At 46.1% G+C, this 11,960-nt stretch carries 13 protein-coding genes; 9 read left to right on the forward strand and 4 right to left on the reverse strand.

All coding sequences use genetic code 11. The features are described 5' to 3' along the window. Nucleotides 1-9 precede the first annotated feature (9 nt). The 6 genes from NB463_RS02070 (at nucleotide 10) to NB463_RS02095 (ending at nucleotide 5,491) form a co-directional block, all read left to right on the forward strand. On the forward strand, nucleotides 10-1,653 hold the full coding sequence (locus NB463_RS02070; protein ID WP_258432039.1) for a TolC family protein: 1,644 nt from the start codon (nucleotides 10-12) through the stop codon (nucleotides 1,651-1,653). Continuing rightward, entirely contained in the window at nucleotides 1,653-1,856 is a 204-nt protein-coding gene (locus NB463_RS02075; protein WP_005462724.1) for a DUF1656 domain-containing protein, read from the forward strand. The genes NB463_RS02070 and NB463_RS02075 overlap by 1 nt, the downstream gene beginning before the upstream one ends. A 12-nt stretch (nucleotides 1,857-1,868) precedes the next feature. After that, entirely contained in the window at nucleotides 1,869-2,759 is an 891-nt protein-coding gene (locus tag NB463_RS02080; RefSeq protein WP_258432038.1) for an HlyD family secretion protein, read from the forward strand. Between the two features lie 16 nt (nucleotides 2,760-2,775). After that, a complete protein-coding gene (locus NB463_RS02085) occupies nucleotides 2,776-3,462 on the forward strand; it encodes a potassium channel family protein (RefSeq protein ID WP_005396612.1) in 687 nt (228 codons plus the stop codon). Beyond that, nucleotides 3,455-4,603, forward strand: a complete 1,149-nt coding sequence (locus tag NB463_RS02090) for an AI-2E family transporter (protein WP_005396613.1) — start codon at nucleotides 3,455-3,457, stop codon at nucleotides 4,601-4,603. Before NB463_RS02085 ends, NB463_RS02090 begins: the two co-directional genes overlap by 8 nt. Before the next feature lie 216 nt (nucleotides 4,604-4,819). Beyond that, nucleotides 4,820-5,491 (forward strand): DUF2057 domain-containing protein, encoded by a 672-nt coding sequence (locus NB463_RS02095; RefSeq protein ID WP_237311376.1) that lies wholly within the window; start codon nucleotides 4,820-4,822, stop codon nucleotides 5,489-5,491. 134 nt (nucleotides 5,492-5,625) lie between these two features. On the opposite strand, the gene NB463_RS02100 is transcribed toward NB463_RS02095, so the two are convergent. Continuing rightward, nucleotides 5,626-6,390 (reverse strand): ferredoxin--NADP reductase, encoded by a 765-nt coding sequence (locus NB463_RS02100; RefSeq protein ID WP_258432037.1) that lies wholly within the window; start codon nucleotides 6,388-6,390, stop codon nucleotides 5,626-5,628. 210 nt (nucleotides 6,391-6,600) lie between these two features. Here NB463_RS02100 and NB463_RS02105 point away from each other — a divergent pair, with 210 nt between their 5' ends. Next, on the forward strand, nucleotides 6,601-7,053 hold the full coding sequence (locus NB463_RS02105) for an acyl-CoA thioesterase (protein WP_005374933.1): 453 nt from the start codon (nucleotides 6,601-6,603) through the stop codon (nucleotides 7,051-7,053). An 864-nt stretch (nucleotides 7,054-7,917) separates the two neighbouring features. Here NB463_RS02105 and NB463_RS02110 read toward each other — a convergent pair. Then, entirely contained in the window at nucleotides 7,918-8,136 is a 219-nt protein-coding gene (locus tag NB463_RS02110; protein WP_005396617.1) for a VF530 family DNA-binding protein, read from the reverse strand. A 150-nt stretch (nucleotides 8,137-8,286) separates the two neighbouring features. On the opposite strand from NB463_RS02110, the gene NB463_RS02115 reads away from it, so the two are divergent. After that, the gene (locus NB463_RS02115) at nucleotides 8,287-9,210 is read left to right on the forward strand and encodes a LysR family transcriptional regulator (RefSeq protein ID WP_015313624.1); all 924 of its coding nucleotides are present in this window, start codon (nucleotides 8,287-8,289) and stop codon (nucleotides 9,208-9,210) included. Here the strand turns inward: NB463_RS02115 and NB463_RS02120 are convergent. Together NB463_RS02120 and nfsB are read right to left on the reverse strand one after the other, a co-directional pair. Further along, a complete protein-coding gene (locus tag NB463_RS02120; RefSeq protein WP_021822050.1) occupies nucleotides 9,207-9,497 on the reverse strand; it encodes a putative quinol monooxygenase in 291 nt (96 codons plus the stop codon). The genes NB463_RS02115 and NB463_RS02120 overlap by 4 nt on opposite strands. 69 nt (nucleotides 9,498-9,566) lie before the next feature. Next, on the reverse strand, nucleotides 9,567-10,220 hold the full coding sequence (gene nfsB / locus NB463_RS02125) for an oxygen-insensitive NAD(P)H nitroreductase (protein ID WP_258432036.1): 654 nt from the start codon (nucleotides 10,218-10,220) through the stop codon (nucleotides 9,567-9,569). Nucleotides 10,221-10,387: 167 nt separating this feature from the next. On the opposite strand from nfsB, the gene NB463_RS02130 reads away from it, so the two are divergent. Then, the gene (locus tag NB463_RS02130; RefSeq protein ID WP_258432035.1) at nucleotides 10,388-11,851 is read left to right on the forward strand and encodes a helix-turn-helix domain-containing protein; all 1,464 of its coding nucleotides are present in this window, start codon (nucleotides 10,388-10,390) and stop codon (nucleotides 11,849-11,851) included. Nucleotides 11,852-11,960 lie beyond the last annotated feature (109 nt).

The raw sequence follows: 11,960 nt of genomic DNA on the forward strand, positions 1-11,960 counted from the left end.
GGTGGGGATATGATGCTTCCAAAACTAACCAAACCAAGCCTCGCCATACTTTCCCTGCTCGGGCTCAGTGCGTGTACCACTGTGGGGCCAGACTATGTTCATCCAAAGCAGGCGCCAATGCCAAGTGACTGGTCGGTGCAAAAAGCAGCCAAAGATACGCAGCAGTCAAAGCAACAGCTACAACAATGGTGGCAGCAATTTAATGACTCCACTCTCAATCAGCTGGTTGAGTTGGCGAATGAGCAAAACCTAGACATCGAAGCCGCGGGGCTGCGCATTGTTCAAGCGCGTTCATTACTTGGCATTTCGACCGGCTTGCAATACCCGCAAGTTCAAACCGTGTCAGGAAATCTAGCGCGTGCCTACGTGAATGATAAGGGTGTAAACAACGCCGCTCTGTCGTTTGATGCTGCGTGGGAAATGGATATTTGGGGCAAATACGCTCGTGGTATCGAATCTGCAGAAGCTGGTTATTACGCATCCATCGCGTCGTATCACGACATCATGGTCACCATCACAGCTGAGGTGGCGCGCAATTACATCAACTATCGCACATTCCAAGAACGTATTTTGCTGTCTCGCCGCAATATCGAGATTCAAGAACGCGTTGTGCACATCACCCAAGTTCAGTTTGATTCCGGCAACGTAACAGAGCTAGACGTACAGCAAGCGAAAAACCAGCTTTACACCACAAAAGCCGCGCAACCAAGCCTCGAAGTCGCAATGAAGCAATCGCGCACGGCACTGGCTTTGTTACTGGGCGTATTGCCTGAAGAAGTAGAGAAATTGCTGCAATCGGACGGTTTGACGCAGCAAATTGCTGACTATGAAGCGCAGTTCAAATCGACGGGCAGAAAATCGGCGCTATCGGGCACCGACGAGCGCTCCATTGTGCCGCGCCCACCGCTGTTGGATACCCAAGTGGACGCGAACTTAGTGATGCGACGTCCTGATTTGCAAGTTTCTGAGATGCAAGCTCGCGCGCAAAGTGCGCAAATTGGCGTGGCGGAAACCGCTCTGTACCCAAGCTTTTCGCTGTTCGGTTCCATCGGTATCGACAGTACGGTTCCCGATGGCAGCAGTTTCAGTTTTAGCGATTCGCTCACCATGGTGGTTGGCCCAACGTTCAGTTGGAATATTTTCCAATACGGACGCGTGAAAAATAACATTCGTTTCGAAGATGCTCGCTTCCAAGAAACACTGACCAACTACAACAAAAAAGTGCTGCAAGCCGTTAATGAAGTCACCAATGCAATCGAAGCGTATGACCTGTATTTGCAGCAAAAAGATTTACGTTTGCAATCGGTCAACTCTTCCATTCGTGCATTCAACATCTCCATGACGCAGTACGAAAATGGCCAAATTTCTTTTGAGCGACTGCTCAACTCGGTAGAGAAAATGACCCGTGCGGAAGACAGCTACGCAACGATCAAAGGGAACGTCGCGAACCAAGTTGTAGCGCTCTACAAAGCCCTAGGTGGAGGCTGGCAAACCCAAACAGGCAAACCCTTCCTCAGTGAATCTATATCCAAGCAAATGACAGAACGTACTGACTGGGATGGTTATTTAAATGAAGAAAACCGCGTATTGCCGCCTTTGCGCCTCGAAACTCAGGCTGAGACCAGTGATGAGAACAAAACGGAGGATCTCTAATGCCTCATGAACTCTCTTGGGGAGACATTTACTTTTCTCCCACGTTACTGGTGCTCTTTCTCGCCGTCACGGCAACGTGGATAACGGTGATGATATTGAACAAGACACGTCTGTCTCGCTTCATTGCTTTTCCGTCTCTGACGTTTATTGCCATCATGGTCGGTTATGTGGTGGCCATCGACAGCTTTTATATTCAATTTTAGGTGCCAAACAAGATGAAAAAACTATTCGTAATCGCACTCAATCTTGTCATTCTTGGTGGCGCAGCTTGGCTCGGCTATCAAAAATTTGAAGAGTATTTTAATAACCCTTGGACACGCGACGGCCAAGTGCGCGCGAACGTCATCAAAGTAGCTCCTCGTGTATCAGGCCCAATTGTAAATGTCGCGGTGCAAGACAACCAAGAAGTGAAAACAGGCGATTTACTGTTTGAAATCGACCCTGCGACTTACGAAGTTGCTTTGTCTCAAGCCGAAGTGGCACTAGAACGCGCCATTGTTAGCTCTCGCGGTAAAAAAATCGAATACGACCGCCTTAAAGATATTCGCGCCAAAGACCGCGGCGCGGTTTCTCACAAGGATCTGATTCGTCGTGAAATCGCTTACGAAGAATCGCTACTGCAAATCAAATCTGCAGAAGAGCAATTAAAATCAGCGCGCCTTAACCTCAGCTTTACCAAAGTTTATGCGACCGTCGATGGTTTTGTGTCTAACCTCGATATTCGAAACGGTACGCAAGCGGTCGCAAACCAGCCACTGCTGGCGCTGATCGACAAGAACAGTTTCTGGGTGTTTGGTTTCTTCCGTGAAAACCAACTCGCGCAAATCGAACCGGGTAGCCAAGCACGTGTCACTTTGATGTCTCACCCAGACACGCCAATTGACGCAACGGTTGACTCTATCGGTTGGGGTATTGCGCCGAAAGACGGCACGGTCGGCTACAACCTTCTTCCAAACGTGAACCCTGTATTTCAGTGGATTCACTTAGCACAACGTATTCCGGTGCGAATCTCAATCCAAGAACTTCCAGAAGATGTTGATCTTCGATTCGGGCTTTCTGCGTCCATCATGGTGATGAAAGATTCATCGGCAGAAAATGAACAATAACTAAGTGAGAAGAACCATGGTCATTGGTAAAAAACTCAAAAACATTAATGAAGAAAACAACTTCTTCTATCTAACTTTAGCGCTGGTGATTTTGTTGCTAGGGAGTGCGATGGCACAAGTGGTAGGTGAAGGTACGATTGAACACATACTGCAGGCGTTCACGGTTCTCACGTTCATTGTCTGTTTTGCCAGCCTTCGCTTCGACAAAATGTGGTCTCGTTTCCTCTATACCCTGTTTGGCGTTTGGGTTCTTGTGATTGTGATCAAGACCGTTTTCAACATCCGAGAGATGAATGTAGTGATGCTTGCCCTCACCTTCGCATTCTTTTTCGGCACTTTTAAATCCATCGCAAGGCAGATTCTTTTCACTGGCCACGTCAATAGCAACAAAGTCATTGGCTCAGTCGCGCTTTTCTTACTGCTTGGTCTGATGTGGGCAATTGCCTATCTCATTCTTCTAGAGTTCTCGCCAACCTCATTCACTGGGATGGAAGCCATTTCTTGGGGGCAGAATTTCTCTAATGCGGCGTATTTCAGTTTCGTCACCTTAACCACGCTTGGTTATGGCGATATCAGCCCTCTAACACCTCTGGCTCAAGTCGTGGTGTATTTAGAGGCCATTACAGGTGTGTTCTATATGGCGATTGTTGTTTCAAGTCTCGTCAGTTCTAACATTGATCATCAGGTAAACAAAAATGGATAAACAATCGGTAAAAATCGACAGTAAGCTTTTCATCAGCAATATGGTGGAATCGGCAATACGCATTGGCTTGATCTTCGTCTTGCTGATGTTTACGTACGACATCATCAAACCCTTCATTCTTCCAGTTATTTGGGGTGCAATTATAGCCGTCGCTTTAATGCCACTTACAAAAAAGCTGGAGCGTGCATATGGCGGTCGTAGAGGCCTGGCAGCCACAACGATTGCTTTACTTGGTATTGCACTCTTAGTCACACCACTTGTTATGGTGTCAGGTTCTATTGTGGATGGTGCAACGCATGCGCTTGAAGTATTGCAAAACGGACAAGTGAAGATCCCAGGTCCAAAACCTTCCGTTGCGGATTGGCCTGTCGTAGGTGATAAGCTCTATGAGGTGTGGACCCTATTCGCGACTAACCTTGAACAAGCGATTCAAACCTTTATGCCGCAGATAAAGTCCGCGCTCACTTCTTTGCTAGGCACACTTGGCGGTGTATTGGGCAGTTTACTGCTTTCAATCTTGTCACTTGCGATTGCAGCAGGTTTTATGACGTACTCTGAATCTGCAGCATCAGGTCTAAGAACCATCGCTATTCGTACCGCTGGTGAAAACGCTAAAAGCTGGACCACGCTTATCGCAGCAACCATTAAAAGCGTACTGCTTGGCGTAGTCGGTGTGGCGGCGATTCAAGCGCTACTGATCGGTGCTGGTTTCTTTGTATTTGGCGTTCCGGCAGCTGGTTTGCTCACTCTGATTCTGATGATCTTATGTATCGCTCAGCTACCAGCGCTGCTTGCCGTACTACCAGTGATTGGCTTCATGTACATGACTCAAGATACAACGACAGCAACCATGTTTACTGTCTGGGTAGTTGTTGCAGCACTTTCTGAAAACCTGTTCAAACCAATGTTAATGGGACGTGGTGTCGACGTACCAATGCCTGTGATTCTGCTCGGTGCCATCGGTGGTATGCTTTTCTACGGCATCGTTGGTCTGTTCTTAGGTGCCGTTATCCTGGCGATTTGGTATGAGTTATTTGTTTGGTGGTTGAGCATTGAGAAAGCACAACAGCAAGAAGAAATGGCAGAACAACAAGACGCTTCTGATGACCAATCAGAGCCTGGACACGGTGCAGGCATATAATAAATCAATAAGTTAGAAAGAAATTTAATCTATAACTTATGATATCAAACCGCTCTATTGCAGCGGTTTGATTCTATTTGGATCACAGTTTCCCCGTAATAAATGCGATAAAAATGACGTTCTTGTTAAATTTTCATACTTCTTACACTTGGGAGTTGCAATCGGGCAATGAACGATGCACTCTCGATGACCACTAATTTGCTTAGGATAAAAACAATGAAATTGATCAAGCCTTTAACTTGTGCGCTTGCTCTCGCAATGAGTGGCATGGCATTCGCAGATGTAACCGTGAGTGTTCCTGACAACGTTTCAGTATTAGCGGCTAACGGTGAAAAAGCAGACCTTTCGGGTGGTTTTTTCGCCTCGGAAAGAACACTAACGTTACCTGATGGCGTTAACCAAGTCGTATTTCGCTTCGCCCCTTACTTTAACCAAGGTAATGACCGTTTAAGTGTTGAAAGCGATGTTATCGTTACACGATTTGACGCTGCCAATGCCGAGCTGACGCTACAAATGCCAGAATACCGCAACCTTCGCGATGCGGAAGAAAAGATCAAGGACTTAGATTGGAAACTGGTTGATGATTCAGGCAACACCGTCGCCGTTGAGCAAGACAAATTGATCAAACCGGGTATGCAAATCGGTCGTGATTACGTACGTGAAGTGGAAAGCTACAACAAAACAGGCGGCGTTGCTGCTATCGCTGTTGCTGGTGCAGCCGTTGCTCAACCAGTCACACTGCCAGCAAAGATTCCTGAAGATATGAAACAAGCGAGAGCGACTGCGGCTAAATCAGATTCGACAGCAGAAGAGATGCTGCACTTCTGGTACCAAAAAGCAGACGCAGAAACCAAAGCTCGCTTTAAAGCGTACGTTAATCAACAATAAGTCTGATTAACTCTATCGATATTAAAAAAGCCACTTCATGTGGCTTTTTTGATCGAACAAGCTAGGACGTTTGAACGACTTTGGTATTGGTGATCATCATGTCTTCAATATGGTTATATCAATTTAACCAAACGCTACCAGTAACGCTCATAGATGATATTGCCTCCTGTTTTAGGACGATACTTTTCCAACCCAAGCCCTTGTAAGACTGGCAAGGTATCTTTGATCATCTGCGGGTTCCCACACATCATGACAAAACTACCCTGAGCAGAGAATGGCACATCAGCAGCGTTGGACAGTCTACCAAATTCGATGAGTTCAGGAATTCGACCTTGTAACTGACCATCCACCACTTCCCTACTGACTATCGGGATGTACTTTAATCTGCCTTCATATCGTTGCTGTAGTTGCTCAATCAGATATTTGTAGACCAGATCTTTTTCGTAGCGAACCGCATGAACAAGCACAATTCGCTCATTATGAGGTGGTAAGTTTATATCATCCAGTAGCGATAAAAACGGTCCAATACCTGTACCTGTAGATAGCAGCCACAGATCATGAGCCTGTTTAGGAATAGAATCGTGGATTAAGTCACCATGTGCGGTCTCACCAACATAAATGCTATCACCAGATTTAAGCTTTTGGAGCCTTGGAGAAAGTTGTCCTTGAGGGTCGGCTACTATTAGGAACTCCAACCAATCGAACTGTTCGCTTGGCGCATTAACCACAGAGTAAGCACGACTGATCAGCTTGCCTTCATCATCAAGCAAAGCAAGCTTGGTGAACTGACCAGCTTTAAAGGAAAGAGGCGCGCCTGAAACCCTTAAACTGAACAGTTCGCCAGTCCAGTCAATGCGTTTTTCCACCTTGGCTAGATTGAAACCTTTCAGCTCAGTCATAAGACACCTCCTATTTGGTTACTCTTAGTTAAACTTACGCCTTCAACTCAATTATGTAAAGTTTCTAGTTTACATAATAAGATCGCCATTTCATTTCACATTTTAAAAACAATTTTATTACATATTAAATGATTACATCTAGAATAAATGCTCAAAGTGATAAGTCGCGTCGCAATTTGTGGCAAAGCAGATGAAAAAGGAGCACTAAAAATGGACACACTGTTAAAAGACTTTCCCGTTATCACAGAGATCAAAGTCGCATGGGGTGAAATGGATGCTCTGCAACACGTCAATAACGTGGTCTATTTTCGCTACTTCGAGACGGCGCGTTTAGATTACTTCAACAAAATTAATCTGCTAGTCGACCTGCAAACCTCGCAAATTGGGCCAGTACTGAGCGAGACGCAATGCCGCTACAAGCTTCCTGTCACTTACCCAGACACGTTATTAGTCGGCTCGCGCGTAATCGACATGCAAGAAGATCGCATCACGATGGAATACCAAGTGCTGAGTAAGAAGTGGGGTAAGATTGCGACCATCGCGACCGCTACTGGTGTGATGTTTGATTTTAAGAACAACGTAAAAGCTGCGATTCCAGACCACGTTCGCCAGTCGATTTTAGACTTGGAAGGAACTGTGGGTAGCACGCATCATTTAGAGTAGCAAGAAACGAGAGATTAAAGGCGAGGTTCTCGACAGCGATTCTTCATCGCTGTCGGGAATAACGTAGGGCTAATCTTCCAACCTACGCGATAAGAGAACTAGCGTCATTCTAGCGAGCCATAGCGAGACGAAGAATCTACTGACAGCTTGCTGCAGACCATAGAGCGATGAATAAACTCAATACAATCTGAGGGTAGATTCTGAATCACGCTCGTTCCTCGCTGTTCAGAATGACGAACCTCGTTTAGGTTCTGACTCTAAAACACTATCTAAAAAAACCATCCCGGACGAGCACAAGCGAGTCATCCGAAACCTCGCTTTAGACGTAATAGCAGAGCTATTCTTCCAGCCTACGGGATAAGAGGACTAGCGTCATTCTAGCGAGCCATAGCGAGACTAAGAATCTATTGATAGCTTGTGCAGACCCTAGAGCGATGAATCTACTCAATACAATCTGAGAGTAGATTCTGAATCACGCTCGTTCCTCGCTGTTCAGAATGACGAACCTCGTTTAGGTTCTGACTCTATAACACTATCTAAGAAAACCATCCCGGACGAGCACAAGCGAGTCATCCGGAATCTCGCTTTAGACTTGATAACAGGGCTACTCTTCTAACCTACGCGATAAGAAAAACTGCGTCATTCTAGCGAGCCATAGCGAGACTAAGAATCTACTTACCGCTTGCTGCAGACCCTAGAGCGATGAATAAACTCAATACAATCTGAGGGTAGATTCTGAATCACGCTTTAGACGTAACAGCAGAGCCACTCTTAAAGCCCACACGATAAGAAAAGTGACGTCATTCTAGCGAGCCAAGGCGAGACTAAGAATCTACATAACGCTTGCTGCAGACCATAGAGTGATCAGCAGAACGTCTCGATATATAGCGCTTCCACCTTATCTCTTGCCCATTGCGTTTTACGCAAAAACTTCAGCGAAGATTTGATCGACGGATCTTTCTTAAAACAGTTCACTCGAACGCGCTCATACAGGCCATTCCAACCAAAGTGTTCAACTAGTCGGGTGACGATTTTTTCTAAACTCAACCCATGCAGAGGGTTATTCGGCTGTTCGTTGCTCATGTTGTTGATCCAGTAGCGATGTAAGTGGCGGGCTAATCTAACTCAAAGTGACCACTTAACCTAATGTTTTCACCTTCAAAGGCGTTTAGCTTGAATTACTTTGCTCATCTCCCCTATAGTAGCTCAAACTTCACAAACATCCTTTTCACGATGAAAGCCCTCAACGACCTCAATATTTTTGTCGAAACAGCGCGCCAAGGCAGCTTTTCAAAAGCTGCTAACAGCATGGACATGACACCTGCCGCCATTAGTGCATCGATTAAGCGTCTTGAGGGGCAAATCGGTTTCCCGCTGTTTGTGCGTTCTACCCGAAGCCTGCGTTTAACCTCAGAGGGCGAACTGTTTTTGGACAAAACCACGCAAGCGTTGGCAACATTGCAAGAGGGGTTGGATCAGATCTCAAGTGCGCGCGGTGAACTGTCTGGTCAGCTACACATTACCGCGCCCTCCGATTTTGGTCGCAACATGTTGCTCGATTGGGTGGATGAGTTCATCGATCTCTACCCAAATGTTTCCATCAAACTAGAGCTGTCCGATAGCTTGACGGATATGTACACCAAGCCTGTCGATATTGCGATTCGCTACGGCGAGCCGGCCGACTCCAATCTGGTCGTATTGGCATTGTGTGGGTCAAACGAACGGATCTTATGTGCATCGCCAGAGTACGTAGCTACACATCCAGAACTCACCTCTCCTGCCGATTTAATGCAACACAACTGCTTGTGCTACATGGTCGCGGATTCGGTCTACAATAAATGGACGCTCACACGTGACGGCGAGAAAGAACAAATCGTGGTCAGCGGTAACTTGATGAGCAACGATAGTGACTTGCCACACCGGTTAGCGATCAAAGGCAAAGGCATTGCGAATAAATCGTTGATGGACATTAGCCGAGACTTAATCGAGGGAAGATTGGTGCGAGTGTTACCAGAGTGGGATTGCGGCCCAGTGCCGCTCTACATGGTATGTGCCGATCGTCGATTATTGACGCCAACGATTCGGACTTTCCGTGACTTTATCCAACAAAAATGCTGCCAGCAACGCGCCAACGTGCTGGCAACCTTCTGTCATTAGGCGATAAATCGAAGAGGACGAATCTGGGTATATTCAACCCAATCGTTCTCTTCCAATGTTTCAAGAAACGTCGCCATGTGCGGGCTTTGCAAATGCTTATCCAAGGCCTCTTGCGATGCCCAAATCTCTTGGAACATAAATAGGCCTTCAACTTTTTCGTCGAGATACAACTCGTATTGGCAACAGCCTTCTTCTTTGCGAGTTGGCTCTAGTAAACCAGCAAGCAAATTCACCACCTGATCCTTGCTGTCCGGGTAGGCTTTCACTTCTGCAACTAAGTGGATCATCGTTTTATCACTCTTTTGCGATTTATATATTGATTACAGGGTTCTACATAACCTGCAAGTAAGCTCGAATTAGATCTCGGTGAATACGGTTTCTGCGTCCCAGCGAGACTTTGGCGTTTTCGCGTTGAAGTCATCTTCCGCGTGGTAGCCCAGCGGCACGATCACAACGCTGGTGTAACCTTTTTCACGCAAGCCAAATTCTTCATCCAGCACTTTCGGATCAAAACCTTCGATTGGCACCGCATCAATTTCTAGTGTTGAAGCGCCCAACAACAACGTACCCACGTTGAGGTAAATCTGTTTCTCCATCCAATGATTAGCATCTTTTAGATCAAAACGGTGCATGTTTACAAAGTAACTACGACCGCCACGTACTGCTGCTTTTGCTTCTTCGGTTGGGAATCGACCGTCTTTTTCTTCCTGCGCCAATAACGCTTCAATGTAGTCGTTATCGATACCCGTTTTGGCACAGAACACCAACACGTGTGACGCATTCAAGATCTTCGCAGCATTGAACGCGTAGTTCTCTTGCGCTGCTTTTGCGATACGTTGCTTGCCCTCTTCTGTACTTGCCAGAATGAAATGCCAAGGTTGAGAGTTCACACTCGATGGACTAAAACGAATCAGCTCTTTAACTGCATCGATTTTTTCTTGAGATAGCTTGCGCGTTGGGTCAAACACTTTCGTTGAGTAACGAGATTTTGCAGCTTGTACGATATCCATGAGGTTCTCCAATTAATGAATTTAAGCTGTGTAACAGCATAACCTCATGAGATAAAGGGAAAAACCGATTTCGATTAAAAACATTTTCAAAATAAATTTGAAAATATAACGATAAGAAAGGCTTTGAGCGTTCTCACTGAACTTCTTCATCTTTTCAGCAATAATGCATGTTTGCTCGCAACCAAACTCAACTCATGCTGCCTCAAGATAACGTTATTACATCCTTTCTGTGCAAAAAGCTCGGTCACAATCACCTTCGAATTGCCGGCGAATATTGGCACATTGAGAAGTTGGTGGCCTTGCAATGCATGATGTTGAAAGAAGCGCCTAACCTCCAAGAAGGGCTGCTTTGGTGGAGTAAAAGTGTCTCATTATTCGACCGCCGTTTGTACGTCACATTGCAACATGGTGATGCCCAAATCCATCTGCAAGTCGAATGCAGAACGGCCGATATGCCAAATTGGGCGGAGTCGGTGTTTGGCTTGCTCAAAATGCAGTTGGAAATGCTTGAGTTAAGCGAATCAATACAGGTACAAGTTCACGCCAACAATCCACTCGCGGCCGATATTTTTCTAAAGGAAACGCGAGATTCTAAAACGAGTTCAAGCGTGTTTGAACTGGTGAAACATGTTTATTTGCTGCTTTCTCACCAGCCAATTGAACAACCCGAATTGCTGAGTGTTTTGAACGCCTTGTTCATCAAAAACAGTAATTACGCGCTCAAGTTAGAGCAAGCGGCAAGGCAACTGGGCGTCTCCAAACGCACCTTGCAACGTCGACTGCAAGAAAAGCAAATGAGCTACTCTCAATGCGTTAATTTCGCTAAAAGAAAGCAAGCACTCACTTTGCTTGCCGACACCCAACTCACAACGCAGCAAATCGCCTATCAACTCGGTTATGAAGAACCATCGAACTTTCACCGCACTTTTCGTCGTTGGTATCCGTTTTCACCCATGCAGTATCGCCAACAATGTTTGGATAACCGAACTCATCTAAATCAGCAACCGATCCGCTTGTACTACGCCAAAGCCAATACCTTCGACGATAACCATATCGACCAACCTGTCGGCAAAATCTGGATGGAAGTAGACAATATTGCTTTTGAGAAAGTGGTCTCGGTAGAATGCCGTGACCGTGATGGCGCATGGCGGCGCTACCCCGCTTTCTTCGAGCGTTTTTTAAGTCATGGCACCGAACTATGGGCAACGACCGAACTTCCGGTAGCGCATCCCCTTACCTTTCGCCTGTGTTATGAAGTCGATGGGGAACGTTACATTGAGAATAACCACCAGCGTGATTATGTGGTTTCTAAGGGGCTTTTAATTGGCGCAACGGAATACATTGTCCCGACTCGGCAGCTTATTAATATTGGGGCGCAATACACGCTCTTTATCGAACTGGCATGCCGACTTGAAAACGTTGTGAGGATTGACTGTTACGTCGATGATGACCCCACACCTCACGCAATGCGCTTAACCCAACACTCGCTATATTATGCTTGTTGGGTGCTGCAATTATCGCTCACTCAAACTGCAAAGCAGTGCCGTTTCCGCCTTTATGATGAATCCGACAACGAGCTCGCGAAAGAGCATTACCCGATACAATATCCTATTGTGCAACCGCTCAATTAAAACTGTCGGTCAGATCAAAGTCGCCGCTTCGTGACATCATTTCACGTCTTTTTTGGCGTGAAATGACACCCTCAATTTCAAACCTTTGCTTTATCGTTTCTGCATTGCT

The organism is Vibrio sp. RM-41-2B (genome assembly GCF_024744415.1).
Classification (GTDB): domain Bacteria; phylum Pseudomonadota; class Gammaproteobacteria; order Enterobacterales; family Vibrionaceae; genus Vibrio; species Vibrio diabolicus.

Bases quoted from the DNA above. Each gene is read 5' to 3' on its own strand.
- NB463_RS02130 (WP_258432035.1), top strand. From the start codon at position 10,388: ATGTTTGCTCGCAACCAAACTCAACTCATGCTGCCTCAAGATAACGTT.
- NB463_RS02120 (WP_021822050.1), bottom strand. From the start codon at position 9,497: ATGATCCACTTAGTTGCAGAAGTGAAAGCCTACCCGGACAGCAAGGAT.
- NB463_RS02105 (WP_005374933.1), top strand. From the start codon at position 6,601: ATGGACACACTGTTAAAAGACTTTCCCGTTATCACAGAGATCAAAGTC.
- NB463_RS02100 (WP_258432037.1), bottom strand. From the start codon at position 6,390: ATGACTGAGCTGAAAGGTTTCAATCTAGCCAAGGTGGAAAAACGCATT.
- nfsB (WP_258432036.1), bottom strand. From the start codon at position 10,220: ATGGATATCGTACAAGCTGCAAAATCTCGTTACTCAACGAAAGTGTTT.
- NB463_RS02090 (WP_005396613.1), top strand. From the start codon at position 3,455: ATGGATAAACAATCGGTAAAAATCGACAGTAAGCTTTTCATCAGCAAT.
- NB463_RS02080 (WP_258432038.1), top strand. From the start codon at position 1,869: ATGAAAAAACTATTCGTAATCGCACTCAATCTTGTCATTCTTGGTGGC.
- NB463_RS02085 (WP_005396612.1), top strand. From the start codon at position 2,776: ATGGTCATTGGTAAAAAACTCAAAAACATTAATGAAGAAAACAACTTC.
- NB463_RS02075 (WP_005462724.1), top strand. From the start codon at position 1,653: ATGCCTCATGAACTCTCTTGGGGAGACATTTACTTTTCTCCCACGTTA.
- NB463_RS02070 (WP_258432039.1), top strand. From the start codon at position 10: ATGATGCTTCCAAAACTAACCAAACCAAGCCTCGCCATACTTTCCCTG.
- NB463_RS02095 (WP_237311376.1), top strand. From the start codon at position 4,820: ATGAAATTGATCAAGCCTTTAACTTGTGCGCTTGCTCTCGCAATGAGT.
- NB463_RS02110 (WP_005396617.1), bottom strand. From the start codon at position 8,136: ATGAGCAACGAACAGCCGAATAACCCTCTGCATGGGTTGAGTTTAGAA.
- NB463_RS02115 (WP_015313624.1), top strand. From the start codon at position 8,287: ATGAAAGCCCTCAACGACCTCAATATTTTTGTCGAAACAGCGCGCCAA.